Origin of the sequence: Rhizobium sp. RHZ01 (assembly GCF_014851595.1) — a bacterium.
GTDB classification, from domain to species: domain Bacteria; phylum Pseudomonadota; class Alphaproteobacteria; order Rhizobiales; family Rhizobiaceae; genus Rhizobium; species Rhizobium altiplani.
On sequence record NZ_JACUZZ010000007.1, the window covers coordinates 101,221 to 116,575 of the forward strand.

The window sequence follows — 15,355 nt, forward strand, 5'->3', positions numbered from 1 at the left end:
TATCAAACCTGACCGCCGGCCAAGCCCGGGATTGCCGGGCATCTTTGCATAATTTTGATTACTCGGCGATATCAACGCCGTCGAAACGGTGAACACCAACCGGATCCTGCACGTAGCCGGAAACCTTGGCGCTCATCGGTACGAATTCCGTGGAGTGATCGATCGTCGCCCACGGAGCTTCCTTCTTGAAGACGACCTGCGCCTGTTCGTAGAGCTTGGTGCGCTCTGCGACGTCAGCGGTCTTCTTGGCCTTCTTCACGAGATCGTCGAATTCCTTGTTGCACCACTGTGCACGGTTGTTGCCGCCGACGGCTTCGCAGCCGAGCAGGGTGTCAAGGAAGTTGTCCGGGTCGCCGTTATCGCCGGTCCAGCCGAGGATCGCAGCGCCGTCACGGGCCTTGTCCTTGGAGAGCTTGAGGTATTCAGCCCATTCGTGGGTGACGATGTCGACCTTGACGCCGACCTTGGCAAGGTCAGCCTGCATCAGTTCAGCGGCGCGACGTGCGTTCAGCATGTACGGACGCGAAACCGGCATAGCCCAGATCTTCATGCTGAGATCCTTGACGCCAGCCTTTTCGAGCATCTTCTTTGCTTCGTCCGGGTTGTATACGTCATCCTTGATGTCGTCGTTATACGACCACATGGTCGGCGGGATCGGGTTCTTGGCAACCTGGCCAGCACCCTGGAAGACGGCCTGCACAATCGCCTGCTTGTTGATCGCCATGTTCAGCGCCTTGCGCACTTCGGCCTTGTCGAACGGAGCCTGGAGCGTGTTGTACGCGAGATAGGAAACGTTCAGGCCTGGCTGTTCCAGAACCTTCAGGTTCGAGTCCGTCTGCAGGTCCTTGATGTCAGCCGCGTTCGGATACGGCATGATGTGGCATTCGCCGGCCTTCAGCTTCTGAGCGCGGACGGAAGCGTCCGGGGTGATCGCGAACACGAGATCGTCGATCTTTTCCTTGCCCTTGAAGTAGGTTTCGTTGGCCTTGTAGCGGATGACAGCATCCGGCTGGTAGGCAACGAAGGTGTACGGACCGGTGCCGAGCGGCATCTGGTTCATCTGTTCCATCTTGCCGTCAGCCTGCAGCTTGTCAGCATATTCCTTCGACAGGACGGACGCGAAGTCCATTGCCAGGTCGGCGAGGAACGGTGCTTCCGGATGGTTCAGGATGAACTTGACGGTCAGGTCGTCGACCTTCTCGACGGACTTGATGAGTTCCGGGAAGCCCATGCCCGCGGCATATTCGTATGAAACGCCGGCAACGTACTTGGCCCAGGGGCCGTCAGCCTTCAGCTGGCGCTCGAACGAGAAGACGACGTCGTCAGCGTTCAGATCGCGGCTCGGCGTGAAGAATTCGGTCGTCTGGAACTTGACGCCCGGACGCAGCTTGAAGGTGTAGACCGTACCGTCGTCGGAAACCGTCCAGCTTTCGGCCAGGCCCGGCTCAATTTCGGTCTTGCCATGTTGGAACTCGACGAGACGGCTGTAAACCGTACGCGAGGAGGCATCGAAGGTGGTGCCTGCGGTATAAATGCCCGGATCGAAGCCTTCCGGCGACCCTTCAGAGCAGTAAACGAGCGTTTTAGACCAGGCTGCGGATGCCATGGCCGAAGCCAGGACCGTCGCGGCCAGCAAGACAGACATCTTTTTCATGATATCGTTTCCCAGGTTTGTTCTTTTATTTGAGATCCCGGGGAACCCGGAATGACGGCAGATGGAACGACATTTGTTTGCTGAAATCAACGACCGAAGTGGAAAATTCTTCCAGATGGGCAACTTTAGTAATTTTCCGCCAAAAATGGGCCGCACTTAGAAATAAACGGACTGAATAAACGTGATTCTTGTCGCATTTGGTATAATTTCGCGCCAGCTGCGACCTTTTCACACACGCGTCACGCGAAACTCCCGACAAAAAACTCCCCTAGAACGGAACGGCCGCGGCATTTGACGCTGCCGCGGCCGGATCAAAATTTCGTCATCGCCGATCAGGCAGCGGGTGCCACGACGGGGGATTTGCGGCGTTCGTGCTCGCCGGTCAGGCCCAGCAGGAAGTTGATCTGCGGCCGCGCCTTGACGAGGTCGTCAATCGAATATTGCGCCAGCACGTCGAAGAAAGCGTTGAGGGCCTTGCGCAAGGCGGAGTTCAAACCGCAGCTGTCGACAAGCGGGCATTCGACCATGCCGTCATCCTCGAAACACTCTGCCATTGCAAAACTGTCTTCCGTGACGCGAACCACGTCGAAGAGGCTGATGTCTTTCGCAGGCTTGCCGAGCCGAACGCCACCGTTGCGACCGCGAACCGTCTCGACCAACCCTGCCTTGTTCAGAGGCTGCAGGATCTTGAACAGAAAGAGTTCGGAAACACCGTATGCCTTGGCAATCTCCGGAATCCGGCTCAGCTGCCCCTCATTGGCAGCACAATACATCAACATGCGAACCGCATAGTTGGTCTGCTTGGTCAAACGCATGCCGATCTCCAGAATCGTCAGTTACACGTGGTCTATATAGTGGCTTTGCTAGTTTTGAACAATTCCAAAATATGAAAATCATAATCATCTTATGTGAGACGGATTGCCGCGACGTTATTTGGTCCGGAACCCGGGATCATGTCACGCGAGACTTTCGGTGACGGCCAGAACCATTTTCAACGCAAATTGGGGGCCGAAGCCCCCAACTCAATAACGTCGTTCGTTCGTCTTACTTCATCGTCGGCATGACGAATTCGGCGCCGTCCTTGATGCCCGAGGGCCAGCGGGCGGTAATCGTCTTCGTCTTGGTCCAGAACTTGATCGAGTCCGAACCATGCTGGTTGAGGTCACCGAAGCTCGAGGCCTTCCAGCCGCCGAAGGAATGATAGGCCAGAGGAACCGGGATCGGGACGTTGATGCCGATCATGCCGATGTTGATGCGCGAGGCGAAGTCACGGGCGGCATCGCCGTCGCGGGTGTAGATCGCGACACCGTTGCCGTATTCGTGCTTCATCGGCAGGTCGAGCGCTTCCTCGTAGTTCTTGGCACGGACGACGGAGAGAACGGGCCCGAAGATCTCCGTCTTGTAGATATCCATGTCCGGCGTGACATGATCGAACAGCGTACCGCCGACGAAATATCCGTCTTCATAACCCTGCAGCTTGAAGCCGCGGCCATCGACGACGAGCTTTGCACCCTGCTCGACGCCACGATCGATCAGTCCGTTGACGCGGGCGTAGGCTTCCTTGGTAACGAGCGGACCCATATCGGCCTTCTCGTCCGTGTAGGGGCCGATACGCAGCGATTCGATCTTCGGCGTCAGCTTCTCGACGAGGCGATTGGCGGTTTCCTCGCCGACCGGGACGGCGACCGAGATCGCCATACAGCGTTCGCCGGCAGAGCCGTAACCTGCGCCCATCAGTGCGTTGACGGCCTGGTCCATGTCTGCATCAGGCATGATGATCATGTGGTTCTTCGCGCCGCCGAAGCACTGGGCGCGCTTGCCGTTCATGGCGGCCGTTCCGTAGACGTAGCGGGCAATCGGCGTGGAGCCGACGAAGGAGACCGCGCCAATATCCGGATCCGTCAGGATAGCGTCGACGGCAGCCTTGTCGCCATTGACGACATTGAGGATGCCTGCCGGGAGGCCTGCTTCGATCATGAGTTCGGCGAGACGCAGCGGCACGGACGGGTCGCGCTCGGACGGCTTCAGGATGAAGGCGTTGCCGCAGGCTATTGCCGGCGCAAACATCCACATCGGGATCATGGCCGGGAAGTTGAACGGGGTGATGCCCGCACCGATGCCGACCGCCTGGCGCATGGAGTACATGTCGATTGCCGGGCCGGCGCCTTCCGTGAATTCGCCCTTCTGCAGATGCGGAATACCACAGACGAATTCGCAGACCTCAAGACCACGAACGATGTCGCCCTTGGAATCTTCGACTGTCTTGCCGTGCTCGGTCGAGAGGAGGACAGCGAGTTCATCCATGTGCTTGTTCAGCAATTCGACGAACTTGAAGAAGACGCGGGCGCGGCGCTGCGGGTTCGTCGCCGCCCACTTTGGCTGAGCGGCCTTGGCGTTCTCGACTGCGGCGCGCAGTTCCTCGACATTTGCCAGCGCCACAGTGGCCTGGACTTCGCCGGTTGCCGGGTTGAAGACGTTGCTGGTGCGGCCGCTGGTGCCGGCGACGTGCTTACCGCCGATGAAATGACCGATCTCACGCATGGATGTGCCTCCTCCTGTTTTTGGATGCCGAAACAATCACACTTCAATTTGCACAAATCAATGCGCTGAGATAAGCAACCGTTGTGCGTAAATTGAAGCCCAGCTGATCGAGCTGATGCTTCTCTCAAGGTCCACGCAGGACTCCGCTAGACTACCACGGTCGATGCAAACTGAAGAGGAGATAGTGCTTCGATGAGCAGGAAACTGGTTGTCAGAATGGCCGAGCTCGAAATCGATCCCGACAAGCTTGAAATCTATCGCCTTCTGTTGACCGAGGAGATCGAGGCCTCTGTCGCACTGGAGCCCGGCGTTCTGTCGCTGAACGCCGTTTCCCTCAAGGACAGTCCGCAAAAGATCCGTATCCTCGAGGTCTATGCGAACCAGGCAGCCTACGAAGCGCACCTGCAGACACCGCATTTCCTCAAATACAAGAACAGAACCGCGGGAATGGTGAAGTCCCTGACGCTCATCGACGTCGACCCGATCATGATGCGTGGCAAGCCATGAACTGGGACGATGTCCGCATTTTCCTGGCCGTGGCCCGCACCGGGCAGATCCTTGCCGCCTCGAAACGTCTGGGGCTCAACCATGCCACCCTCTCTCGACGGCTCACCTCGTTGGAAGAGGCGCTGAAGAGCCGCCTCTTCGTCCGCCGCACAAATGGCTGCGAGCTGACGGCCGAGGGCGAGGTTTTCCTCGCCTCTGCGGAGCGGATGGAAACCGAAATGCTGTCCGTGCAGGCAAATCTTGGCCGTACCGATACGGCAATCGCCGGGACGGTGCGGGTGGGAGCGCCCGACGGTTTCGGCGTTTCCTTTCTCGCGCCCCGCATGGGTCGACTGATCGAGCGTCATCCGGAACTGAAGATCCAGCTTGTGCCGGTGCCGCGATCATTCTCGCTTTCACAGCGTGAGGCGGATATCGCCATCACGCTGGAGCGGCCCGAACAAGGCCGGCTCGTGTCGGCCAAGCTCACCGACTACACGCTCGGCCTTTATGCATCACGAAGCTATGCCGAACTTAATGGCCAGCCCGCCAACGTCGAGGCGCTGAAACAGCACCGGCGGATCGGCTATGTTGAGGACCTGATCTTTTCCCAATCGCTGAACTTCACCGGCGAGGTGATGCGGAACTGGAACGCCGCCTTCGAGATTTCTTCGGCGACGGGGCAGACAGAAGCCGTGCTTTCCGGCGCCGGGATCGGCATCCTGCACGACTATATTGCCCGGCAGAATCTCGAACTCGTGCGCATCCTGCCCGATATCTCGATCCGGCGAGCGTACTGGACGACGTTTCATGAAAGCGCACGCGAACTCGTGCGGGTGCGTACCGTTTCCGATTTCCTGCAGGAACTCGTGGCCGCCGAGCGCCACATATTCCTGTAACATCGGGTCAGCGCGGCAGGGTCAGTCGCGCTTCTCAGATTCTTCGCTCGTCTGCTGCTTCTCTGCCGCAACTTCGGCAGCGCGCACCGGCATGCTGTCGATGATCGCAAACAGTTCGGCGCTGGTGACCGGCTCGCTCACCTTGAGCTTTACCGTTCCATCCTTGCCGACGAGAAAGGCTGCGAACTCTCCGGCAGTCGGATCACCCAAATCGCGGGCAATCGCCGCAGCGTCCAGCTTTTCGCCAGCGCCGAAAAGCTCCCTGACACTGCCGCCGACGATCTTGAGAATGACCATATCGCGGTCCTGCAAGGCATCGCGATCGGCAAGCAACTGGTTTTCCTGGCGAGCAGCCCGCGCGTTTCCCTTGTCTGCAAAGATGACAAGGACACGGTTCCGCCACTGGAATTGCTCGAGGCTCGCAATGGCGGAATAGGCTTCGTTGCCTTCATCCACCTTGGTCGCGCCATATAGAAGCGTCTTCGACATGCGCATTTCTCCTATCGACTAGAACGTCCAAGGAGCGAGCGCGGTTCCATCCCCAATCGATCGCTTAGCTGCGCCAGGATTTTCGCGACTGCCACAAGGCGCCGAACAGGATGAGCAACAGCGGAACGCTGCCATAGGACAAGGAGACTTGCGCCAACTGATCCAGTCTCTGGGGAGGTGCATCAACCGCGATCGGATTGCGTATAAGGCTCGCGCTGAGACTATAGGCAGCGCGCGAGACGGCCGCGACCGCGATGATCAATCCGGCCATGTCGATGAAGCGCGAATGTGCCCGCATGCTATCGATGACAACGGTAGAAAGGCCGCACAGAAAGGCCACCAGCAGCAGATAGGCCGCCCCACCCAGCAACCGGAAATCCCCGAGAACGATATCGTCCGACTCGCTGACCAAGCTGACTTTCAGGACTGGGAGCAAGACCGCAAGAATGGCAAGGAGGGCAAGCGCGCTACGCTTGATGAGCTCGTTCAAATCAATCCGCGTGGCGCCAATGCGTCGAGCCCGGCTCATTGCCCTCTCCTCTATACACAAAACCGTCGAAGTGCACAGGCACCCGGCTCGTTCGAGGGCGGACATTTGCGATGAAGTTGCTAACGCACCGGACAATCAGCGGCGGTAAAATTACCCTTCGCGAGCAAGAGCGTTCAGCGGTTCGGAGGAGATGGTTAAGAAAAGATGAAGGGCGGTGTTACAGGCGTTTTTGGGAGAGGCAAGGCCAGGCGGGCGACTGCCTGCCCGGCCCTGAGGTCATTATCACATCGGAGCAAACGATGAGAGCGGCACCTGCAATGCAGAGGCGATCCGCTTGAGCTTGGCGGGATCAGCATCCTCACCACTCTCGATTTCCTCAATCTCATTAACAACCAGGCCACAAGTCACTGCGAGGTCGTCGAGGCTATAGCCTACGGCCTCTCGAGCGGCACGTACAGCAGCGGCTACATTCACGGCCGAAACGGCGGTAGCCTTGGATGCATCCAGATTGCTGAGCGAAATGGACATTTACGTCTCCTTCTGAAATCACTCTGAATTAACCCCCGACCGGAAAATGACACCCCCGATCACGATTTGCAATGCAGTACGGTTAATCCGTGATCAACGAGAGCGCGGCAACGGAGCCTCGGGCAAGTGGGCAAAATCTGATTGCCCCTTGTTAGCAAAGCACATTTTCCTGACCGCCTCGCCGGCCACATGGACGTTGCCACCTGTTGAAAAAACGTCTCGCACGCGGCGATTTGTCACCTATTCTTAGGCATGGACGCATGTTTCGGGCGAATCATTTGCGGCCGAAACTGGGCAAATGAGACGACAAAGGCCGGGAGACGAGTTCTTGATGAAAGCGCATCCGCGGTTCATGTGACACCGCCCCTAGGTTACTGCCCGGCCCTCATTCACTCGGCGGGCGCACGCAAAAAGCGACCACTCTTCGAACGCAGCAAAGCCCACGTCGAGTGTCACAGGAGGTTCATTCTAAGGGAATAAATCCGACTAAGGATCTGCTGGAAGATGACGACTGTTCAGAGACATCGTCGCCATGCCGCCACGTTTCAAACCGCGCCACGAACGCATCGAGGGTGAACGCCTATGAACAACATATCCGACATCAACCAGTCCGATTGGCTCGAAGCCGAACTGGCCGACACCATCGATGAGGACTACGAGCTGGAACTCTCGGAGCCGGCGCTGTCAGACGCGATCCGCAAAATCTATCGCAACGCCCATCCAGCATCGATCCCGCGGCTCGACTATTTTCGCGCGCTGCTTTCGCTGCAGGCGGAGTTGATCAAGCTTCAGGATTGGGTGGTCTATAATAAGGAGAAGGTCGTCGTGATCTTCGAGGGTCGCGACTCCGCCGGAAAGGGCGGCGTGATCAAGCGCATCACGCAACGCCTCAATCCGCGCGTTGTCCGCGCCGTCGCCCTGCCCGCGCCTTCCGACCGCGAGAAGACTCAGTGGTACTTCCAGCGCTATGTCCCGCATCTGCCTGCCGGGGGCGAAATCGTTCTTTTCGACCGCTCCTGGTACAATCGCTCGGGCGTGGAGCGGGTGATGGGCTTTGCGAGCGAGGACCAGGTCGAGGAGTTCTTCAACGACGTGCCGGAATTCGAACGCATGCTCGTTCGCTCAGGCATCCGGCTTGTCAAATACTGGTTCTCGATCACCGATGAAGAGCAGCAGATGCGCTTCCTCGTGCGCATCCACGACCCGCTGAAGCAGTGGAAGCTTTCGCCGATGGACCTGCAATCGCGCGTCCGCTGGGAAGGCTATACCAAGGCGAAGGAAGAGACCTTCGCGCGCACCAACATTCCGGAAGCCCCGTGGCATATCGTCGAAGGCAACGACAAGAAGCGGGCACGGCTGAACTGCATCGATCACCTGTTGCGTCAGATCCCTTACACTGAGGTGCCGCACGAGGAGATCACCCTGCCCAACCGCGTCTTCAATCCGGACTACGAGCGCAAGGTGCTGCCGCCAGAACTCTACGTTCCATCGAAGTATTGATTGGTATGCGCTTGGGGGGAACGGGGCATTCGCCTTGTCCCCACTCGCGCGGCAGGCGAAGCGGTGCTCTGGCTAAGCTTTCCGGGTTCGCCGGTGATAAGCCTTTGAGACCGACCATTCTTGGAGAGCGATCAGGATGGCCCAGAATCTTGGAAGTCACTTGAAAGGAAAAGACGAAACTAGCTGGTCAAGCAACTGGTTGCTTGGCGTGGAGACAGTTAGGTCTTCGCCCTTGATTCCATTGCTCAATATTTCATGGAACTCGACCGGAGGCGAAAACGCAACTCCTCGCTGTGCCTCATAGTCTCTGAACTTGAAGCCATCGCCTTTAATAGAGTTTTCCGGCGCTACCCACCTTGACGGTACAACGTACGCATCGGCGACAATGAGCCCGTGCAAGCTGCTGGAGACGATCACGTCACACGCCGAAATCAGCTCGCAAATCTCCTTCGGCTTCTGCAGGAGATCGATAATCTGCCATCCTTTAGGAAGGCTGCTCGCGTACCTGTCCCTGAAAAGCGGAAGGGTTGCAAAATGAGGGATAATTCCAACAGCGAATTGCTTAATGCCCCGCATAGGCCAGAGCCTGGGGAGAAGGAGAGCCGGGTCGCCCAACGGCAAACGTTGCTTCACTCTCGCGGCCGTGAGCGGCCCGCGGACGGCATGAAATTTCAATCGTTGCGGCCACACGGCCGCAGAATTCTCGTTCATGAAACCCGAGCCCCAGACATGCAGCGTTCTCCAGGGACGTCTTGAAAGAAGCGGAACACTCGCGCCCTTCTTTCTTCTGTAATAGGAGTCCAGAATGCTGCCAACGCCGAGGAGTTCCGCGGAGCCATGCTTGACGTAGTTAGCTTTGAGGCCAAACATTCCCTCCAGCAAATCAGCCATTAGGTTGTCGCCGAAGTTCTCCGCCTCCTGACCGAACCGGCTACCTACGGAAGCCGCATATACATTAATAGTCCGGGACATCACATACGCTCGCAGAGCCAAAGACTTCGATCTGAAGCAGATCGAGGTAATCGGCGGTTGACGCTTCGAACGGAAAAACACCAAGGGCGCGATCTCATTGGCGCTGAATTTTCTCCTTTCAGATGCCACGAAAAGCCCAGTCGCGTTCTTGAGTTTGCCCTTTCTCTTACGATTTTTTTCACTACGGACTCCAAATCCATGTCGGGCTCGCATACAGGGTTGCTTGGGCGAAAGCCAGCCAATTGGTGGCAATCTGTAGGTGACGCAAAAGTGAAAATCGACGTAACGATCATTGCCGGTCGTCGACCGGAACTCCTGCGCGCGACACTGGACAGCTTCTCCCATCGAGCATTTGCCCACCACGATGTGCAAAACGTCTTCGTAAATATTGATCCCATATTCGGAGACGAGGCTGACTTAGGGGCCTGCGTCGAAGTCGTAAGGCGCTACTTCCCATCACCTGTTATTTTCACGCCCGTTGACGCGGGCTTTGGTTCCGCGGTGAAAAGGCTCTGGTCGTCGACGACGAGCGGCTTCGTCATGCACCTGGAAGACGACTGGCTGGCGTTGGATGACATCGACTCTCGCATCGAGGCTTGTTTCGAGTCTGAGAACGTCAAGCAGGCATCATTCCACACTGCCAATCAAAACTGGGACATAGCGAGGCGGGGATATCTTCATAGACGCAGGCGCTACACGACCATCTTAGGCATCAAGCTTCCGCTTCCTAGAACTTATCCGAAATTCACGACATCTCCCTCGGTTATTGAGGGCAATTTCGCCAGGATGAGCGCCGTTCTTATGGACCCGCTCTTCGATCCCGAGAAGCAATTCTATTCAGGTGTGAATTCGGCCTTGGAGCGCGCCGTCGCAGGCTACGATAACTATATATTCTCTCCGGACCGCAAGCCGATAGTTGAGGACACCGGACGCACGTGGCGGGAAGAACGGGGGATCTCGAAAAACATTCGCAATGCCACCTCTTTTTGGGAGGGCGCGGACGGCGGAAGCTGACCCGACGAGCTTTTGGCGGTATTGCCACGCCAATTGCAGAACGCCTAGACCTTCAACGCGCCAGATGTTCGAGACAAGTTCCAAGTAGCATTCCCGGAACATGGTTCCCGGGCGGACAGGGTCGGTTGTACTCTGATTTCATTGTGGAAGAATGGTACGGTTGGGGGGTCTCGAACCTCCGACCTCAGGTGCCACAAACCTGCGCTCTAACCAACTGAGCTACAACCGCACAAGTCGCGTCCGACGCGACGGGGGTCACATACGAGGACTTGGAAATTAATTCAAGCCCTATCTCGCCCCAATATACAAAAAGGCCGGACAAATGGTCCAGCCTCTTCGTGTGTCCTGTTAAAGAATCAGGCCGCCTTGAAGGAGGCCATGACCTTTTCAGCTGCTTCCTTGGAAGGCTTCGCAAGCTTTTCGGCAACCTGCTTGGAGGTTTCCTGCATGGTCTTCGCCTGCTCGATCGTCAGCTCGACCTGCTTGCGCAGGAAAGTCGTCTGGAGTTCGACGAGCTCGGCGACCGACTTGACTGCAAGCAGCGCTTCCATGTGGGTCAGCGAGTTTTCCGCGTTCGTGCGCAGAGCGTCGATCGCCTTGTGGCCGATTTCAACAGCGCCGGCCTGGGCAGTCTGAACCGTGACTTCGAGCGTCTTGCTCGCTTCTTCGCCGGCGCTCTTCATCTTGGCATAGGCTTCACGCGACTGCTGTGCGCCCTTTTCCGCGAAGTCGCGGAAAGATTCAGTGAACTTGGAAGGATCAAACGACGACATTGAAAAAACGTCGTCCATCTTTATGTTAGCCATTGGTTTGCGCTCCTTTTGCCTCGGCATGCGTGATGGCCTCGTAGGTTAGATGTCCATTATATAGCGCAGATTTTTGTGCATTGCAACATACTTGTGCGGCGCACAATGCGTTAACCTTTCCAGCCGAAAGCCGGACGCCGTTCTGGACCCCGTTCCGGGCTATCGTTATTAATAGACTATTAATTTTCACGATGACCGAAGCCGAAGGTTCGATCATGCCCGCAGTGCAGTACCCGTTCATCGACATCGCCGTGCATGCCCGGGTACGGGAACGCTTTTCGCGTGGCGAAGCGATGGTGCTGCTGTCGGCGGATCTCGGCCGCGCGCTCTGGGCGAACGGCGCCGGCGCCGAGCTCTTCGGGCAATCGGCGGTCTACGATCTGCTCGACCAAGGCATAAATGCGGCTGACATCACCTTTCGCCAGCTGGAAGCCACAGCCCGGCAGCTCGTGAATGTCGGCGACAGCCGCAACTTTATGATCCGCATTGCCCGGGGCTTCCAACGTGTTGCCGTTCAGGCAACTGTCGAACTGATCCGCCTTTCTTCCGGGGAGCGCGCGGTTCTTCTGTCCCTGCCGGTTGCGACCAACGCCCTGTCGATCAAGGCATCCGCCGAACGGATGCTCAAGGGACTCGACGATCCGGATACGCATATGGCTGTGATCGGCGCCGACGGCGAAATCATCGCCGCGTCGCCCGGTTTTGCCGCGCTGGGCGTCACGGAGCAAACCGCCAAGGCCATGACGACGCTTGCGGGCGGCCACGCGGACCGATTGGTGAAACGGCCCGTTGCCACCGGCAAGGGCCTCCTTCCGGCCGCCGTCGGACGACTCAGTGACGAGCCGGCCCTCAATCTCCTATTCGCCGTTGAAACCGTCATCGGGCATCTCGACCCGATCGACTCTCAGGCGCCCGCAGAGGACTTTTCCACAGCCACCGTTAACCATAAGGAGGCACCGCAGGTCGCGAGCTTTGTCGACGCGATCGATGCCATTGCTGGCATCGAGGACATGGAAGAGCTTCCCGAGGAGAACAATCACGAGGGCGAACCCGAAGCCATGACCACGGAAGCTGCCGCAATCGCCGAGGAGGCGATCGGCGCTGAAGCGATGGGCCAGGAAGCCGAACCGCTGCCGGCTCCGACGGACGAGGCTGCCGAGGAACCGAACGCAACCGAGACAACGCCGGAACGCCTGACGGATGAACCCGCTGTGGCCGCTGCCGTCGCATACAGTCCTGCGGAAGCACCAGCAACCGAACATGTGGGAGCCGCCGCCGATCAGGATGCCGCCGGCGCCCCTGAGATAGAGCAGTCGGAGCCAGCCCGGGCCGCCAAGGCGGGTACCTTTGTGTTCAATCCAAATAGCCGCGCGACCCGATTTGTTTGGAAAATCGATGCGGCGGGACGGTTCAGCGAGGTGTCGAGCGAATTTGCCGAGGCGGTCGGACCACATGCGGCTGACATCGTCGGCACGCCCTTCAGCGATATTTCGGCACTCTTCAATCTCGATCCCGATGGCAAGATCAGCGAAGCTCTGGCGCGGCGCGACACATGGTCGGGCAAGACAATCAACTGGCCGATCGAAGGGACGAGTCTGGCAGTCCCGGTCGACCTCGCGGCCCTGCCCACCTACACCCGAAGCCGGGAATTCGACGGTTTTCGCGGCTTCGGTGTCGTGCGCCTGTCCGATGCCGCCGAAGATCCTTTGGCGCTAGGCCTGACACTTGGCCCGAACGGCATCGACGCGGCAGCGCTCGAGCAGCAGGCGGAAACCTCTGACGACGCAGCGTTGTCGGCGCTCGCCGATGAAGTGGCGACCAGCGAGCCGACGGTGGTGGAGACGGCCGCCCCGGCTTTCGAGCCGGCTGCAGAAGAGGCCGCAACCACCGAAGCTGACATTGAGGCGACACCCGAGCCGACGAAACCACAACCATCAGCAGAGCCGCCGGCCCTGCGGATCGTCGAAAGTCCGAGCCGCCGCCTGACCGACAAGATCGTACAGCTCCACGGGGCCGGGCCGCAGCTCACCTCCGCCGAGCAGGCAAATTTCCGCGAGATCGCCAAGCGTCTCGAAGCCTTCGGCGTTCGCGAGCCGCGCAGCGACGACGAGCCTCGGGTAAGCGAAACCGGGAAGCGCGACATCGCGGCAGCGGAAACGCCGAAGGCCAGTATGCATGCTGATCAATCCTCCGCATTCGAGGACGATTCGGTAGACGCCTCGCCTGAACAGAAAGAGGGTGACGAGGCACAGCCTTCTGTCAACGAACCCGAGACGGTCACTTCGGCCTCCGCACCCGACGACGGTGTGACCGAGGGGTTGGAAGAAACCGTCAGCCAGATGGATATGCTGGCGAGCTTCATTCCGCCGCGCGCAAAGATGGGCGCCGGCCTGTCCGCGGCTGCCATCGACCAGCTGCCTGTCGCCGTCCTCGTGCATGCGGGCGACCAGTTGATCCACGCCAACCCGGAATTCATGCGACTGACCGGCTACAAGTCGCTGGAAGCCCTGGGCGAGGTCGGTGGCATCGATGCGCTGCTGCAGCGCTCGGAGCTCGAAGGAAGTGCCGGCCGCTCCGGTTCGATGATGCTGGTAACGGTCGATGATAGTCTCGTTCCGGTCACGGCGCGGCTGCAGTCCATTCGCTGGGAGGAAAGCAGCGCCTTGATGCTGGCGTTGATGCCGGCGGCAAGCGACGCGGCAGTTCGCGCGCGCCCTGCGCCGCCCGCAGAGCCTCGTTCGTTCGAAAGGATGCTGGAGAAGGTCGCCAAGCTGCAGGTGGAAGTCGAAGAACTGCGCTCGATCCTGGAAACGGCGACCGACGGCGTCGTGGTGATCGGCGCTGAAGGCGACATCCGCTCGATGAACCGCTCGGCAAGCGCGCTGTTCAACTACGATGAGGACGAGACCCGCGGAAAGCCCTTCGTCATGCTGTTTGCGCATGAGAGCCAAAGAGCTGTGCTCGATTACCTCGGCGGCCTCTCGGGCCACGGCGTCGCAAGCGTGCTTAACGATGGCCGCGAAGTCATCGGACGCGAAGCCGGCGGCGGCTTCGTGCCGCTGTTCATGACGATGGGACGCCTCACCTCCTCGAGCGGCTATTGCGCGGTCATCCGCGATATCACCCAGTGGAAGCGTACCGAGGATGAACTGCGCAGCGCCAAGAGCGCAGCGGAGACGGCGAGCGAACACAAGACCGACTTCCTCGCGCGCGTCAGCCATGAGATCCGTACGCCCCTCAATGCGATCATCGGCTTTTCCGACATGATGGCGAGCGAGCGCTTCGGCCCGATCGGGCATCCGCGCTATGTCGAGTATGCCAACGACATCGGTCGTTCCGGACGCCATGTCCTCGATATCGTCAACGACCTGCTGGATATCTCGAAGATCGAGGCCGGCGAAATGGACCTCGATTTCGGCGCCATCGACCTGAACGAGGCGGTTTCGGAGGCGGTCTCGCTCCTCCAGCCGCAGGCCAACAGCCAGCGAGTCATCATCCGCACAGCCCTATCCCAGGCCGTGCCTGACGTCGTCGCCGACCTCCGTTCGGTCAAGCAGATTGCACTCAACATCCTGTCGAACTCGATACGGTTCACGCCGGCGGGCGGACAGATTGTCGTCTCCACCTCCTATGAGGCAAACGGCAGCGTCGTCTTGCGGGTGCGCGATACCGGCGTCGGCATGACACGGAGCGAACTGGACCAAGCCATGAAGCCGTTCCGTCAGGTGTCCGCGCAGTCTCGGCCGCGTGGCGAAGGTACGGGACTCGGCCTGCCGCTGACCAAGGCGATGGTCGATGCCAACCGGGCCATTTTCGCGATCAGTTCCGCACCCAACGAAGGCACGCTGGTAGAGATCGCCTTCCCGTCACAGCGGGTCCTTGCAGGCTGAACGAAAAAAGGCAGCCGGAGGGGCTGCCTGAGAGTTGGGGTGTGCTGTTCAACAAAGGCTTAGTTAAGCAACATCATGTTTCAGGA

The 15,355-nt window shown here is 58.9% G+C and carries 13 protein-coding genes and 1 tRNA gene; 5 read left to right on the forward strand and 9 right to left on the reverse strand.

Going from position 1 to position 15,355, the window contains the following annotated elements; all coding sequences use genetic code 11:
• Positions 1–58 precede the first annotated feature (58 nt).
• The 3 genes from IB248_RS10190 to IB248_RS10200 all read right to left on the reverse strand — a co-directional run bounded on the left by IB248_RS10190 (position 59) and on the right by IB248_RS10200 (position 4,195).
• Positions 59–1,654 (reverse strand): ABC transporter substrate-binding protein, encoded by a 1,596-nt coding sequence (locus IB248_RS10190; RefSeq protein WP_192240770.1) that lies wholly within the window; start codon positions 1,652–1,654, stop codon positions 59–61.
• 332 nt (positions 1,655–1,986) lie between these two features.
• The gene (rirA, locus tag IB248_RS10195; RefSeq protein WP_018856856.1) at positions 1,987–2,469 is read right to left on the reverse strand and encodes an iron-responsive transcriptional regulator RirA; all 483 of its coding nucleotides are present in this window, start codon (positions 2,467–2,469) and stop codon (positions 1,987–1,989) included.
• 229 nt (positions 2,470–2,698) lie between these two features.
• On the reverse strand, positions 2,699–4,195 hold the full coding sequence (locus IB248_RS10200) for a CoA-acylating methylmalonate-semialdehyde dehydrogenase (RefSeq protein WP_018856855.1): 1,497 nt from the start codon (positions 4,193–4,195) through the stop codon (positions 2,699–2,701).
• A gap of 192 nt (positions 4,196–4,387) precedes the next feature.
• Here IB248_RS10200 and IB248_RS10205 point away from each other — a divergent pair, with 192 nt between their 5' ends.
• Complete coding sequence (locus IB248_RS10205) at positions 4,388–4,702, forward strand: putative quinol monooxygenase (RefSeq protein WP_169681228.1); 315 nt, start codon at positions 4,388–4,390, stop codon at positions 4,700–4,702.
• Positions 4,699–5,580, forward strand: coding sequence for a LysR family transcriptional regulator (locus tag IB248_RS10210; protein WP_025659491.1), 882 nt, complete (start codon positions 4,699–4,701; stop codon positions 5,578–5,580). The genes IB248_RS10205 and IB248_RS10210 overlap by 4 nt, the downstream gene beginning before the upstream one ends.
• A 21-nt stretch (positions 5,581–5,601) precedes the next feature.
• Here IB248_RS10210 and IB248_RS10215 read toward each other — a convergent pair whose 3' ends face one another.
• The 3 genes from IB248_RS10215 to IB248_RS10225 form a co-directional block, all read right to left on the reverse strand.
• Positions 5,602–6,069, reverse strand: a complete 468-nt coding sequence (locus IB248_RS10215) for a DUF4174 domain-containing protein (protein WP_018856852.1) — start codon at positions 6,067–6,069, stop codon at positions 5,602–5,604.
• A gap of 64 nt (positions 6,070–6,133) precedes the next feature.
• Entirely contained in the window at positions 6,134–6,598 is a 465-nt protein-coding gene (locus IB248_RS10220; RefSeq protein ID WP_169681225.1) for a hypothetical protein, read from the reverse strand.
• 243 nt (positions 6,599–6,841) lie between these two features.
• On the reverse strand, positions 6,842–7,087 hold the full coding sequence (locus IB248_RS10225) for a helix-turn-helix transcriptional regulator (protein WP_018856850.1): 246 nt from the start codon (positions 7,085–7,087) through the stop codon (positions 6,842–6,844).
• Positions 7,088–7,669: 582 nt separating this feature from the next.
• Here IB248_RS10225 and ppk2 point away from each other — a divergent pair.
• Positions 7,670–8,587: a polyphosphate kinase 2 gene (gene ppk2 / locus IB248_RS10230; protein ID WP_018856849.1), complete on the forward strand. Its 918-nt coding sequence runs from the start codon at positions 7,670–7,672 to the stop codon at positions 8,585–8,587.
• A gap of 156 nt (positions 8,588–8,743) precedes the next feature.
• On the opposite strand, the gene IB248_RS10235 is transcribed toward ppk2, so the two are convergent.
• On the reverse strand, positions 8,744–9,478 hold the full coding sequence (locus tag IB248_RS10235; protein WP_160330135.1) for a polysaccharide pyruvyl transferase family protein: 735 nt from the start codon (positions 9,476–9,478) through the stop codon (positions 8,744–8,746).
• Between the two features lie 351 nt (positions 9,479–9,829).
• Between IB248_RS10235 and IB248_RS10240 the strand changes: the two genes are divergently transcribed.
• Positions 9,830–10,573, forward strand: coding sequence for a hypothetical protein (locus tag IB248_RS10240; RefSeq protein ID WP_192240771.1), 744 nt, complete (start codon positions 9,830–9,832; stop codon positions 10,571–10,573).
• Between the two features lie 152 nt (positions 10,574–10,725).
• Here IB248_RS10240 and IB248_RS10245 read toward each other — a convergent pair.
• Both IB248_RS10245 and IB248_RS10250 read right to left on the reverse strand, forming a co-directional pair.
• A tRNA-His gene (locus IB248_RS10245) sits at positions 10,726–10,802 on the reverse strand.
• A gap of 127 nt (positions 10,803–10,929) precedes the next feature.
• Positions 10,930–11,379: a phasin gene (locus tag IB248_RS10250; protein ID WP_018856846.1), complete on the reverse strand. Its 450-nt coding sequence runs from the start codon at positions 11,377–11,379 to the stop codon at positions 10,930–10,932.
• Between the two features lie 215 nt (positions 11,380–11,594).
• Between IB248_RS10250 and IB248_RS10255 the strand changes: the two genes are divergently transcribed.
• The gene (locus tag IB248_RS10255; protein WP_192240772.1) at positions 11,595–15,269 is read left to right on the forward strand and encodes a PAS domain S-box protein; all 3,675 of its coding nucleotides are present in this window, start codon (positions 11,595–11,597) and stop codon (positions 15,267–15,269) included.
• Positions 15,270–15,355: the final 86 nt, after the last annotated feature.

Excerpts from the sequence above, each read along its gene's own strand:
- IB248_RS10250 (WP_018856846.1), bottom strand. The coding sequence starts at position 11,379 with ATGGCTAACATAAAGATGGACGACGTTTTTTCAATGTCGTCGTTTGAT.
- IB248_RS10200 (WP_018856855.1), bottom strand. The coding sequence starts at position 4,195 with ATGCGTGAGATCGGTCATTTCATCGGCGGTAAGCACGTCGCCGGCACC.
- IB248_RS10190 (WP_192240770.1), bottom strand. The coding sequence starts at position 1,654 with ATGAAAAAGATGTCTGTCTTGCTGGCCGCGACGGTCCTGGCTTCGGCC.
- IB248_RS10235 (WP_160330135.1), bottom strand. The coding sequence starts at position 9,478 with ATGGCTGATTTGCTGGAGGGAATGTTTGGCCTCAAAGCTAACTACGTC.
- IB248_RS10215 (WP_018856852.1), bottom strand. The coding sequence starts at position 6,069 with ATGTCGAAGACGCTTCTATATGGCGCGACCAAGGTGGATGAAGGCAAC.
- IB248_RS10255 (WP_192240772.1), top strand. The coding sequence starts at position 11,595 with ATGCCCGCAGTGCAGTACCCGTTCATCGACATCGCCGTGCATGCCCGG.
- IB248_RS10225 (WP_018856850.1), bottom strand. The coding sequence starts at position 7,087 with ATGTCCATTTCGCTCAGCAATCTGGATGCATCCAAGGCTACCGCCGTT.
- IB248_RS10210 (WP_025659491.1), top strand. The coding sequence starts at position 4,699 with ATGAACTGGGACGATGTCCGCATTTTCCTGGCCGTGGCCCGCACCGGG.
- rirA (WP_018856856.1), bottom strand. The coding sequence starts at position 2,469 with ATGCGTTTGACCAAGCAGACCAACTATGCGGTTCGCATGTTGATGTAT.
- IB248_RS10220 (WP_169681225.1), bottom strand. The coding sequence starts at position 6,598 with ATGAGCCGGGCTCGACGCATTGGCGCCACGCGGATTGATTTGAACGAG.
- IB248_RS10205 (WP_169681228.1), top strand. The coding sequence starts at position 4,388 with ATGAGCAGGAAACTGGTTGTCAGAATGGCCGAGCTCGAAATCGATCCC.
- ppk2 (WP_018856849.1), top strand. The coding sequence starts at position 7,670 with ATGAACAACATATCCGACATCAACCAGTCCGATTGGCTCGAAGCCGAA.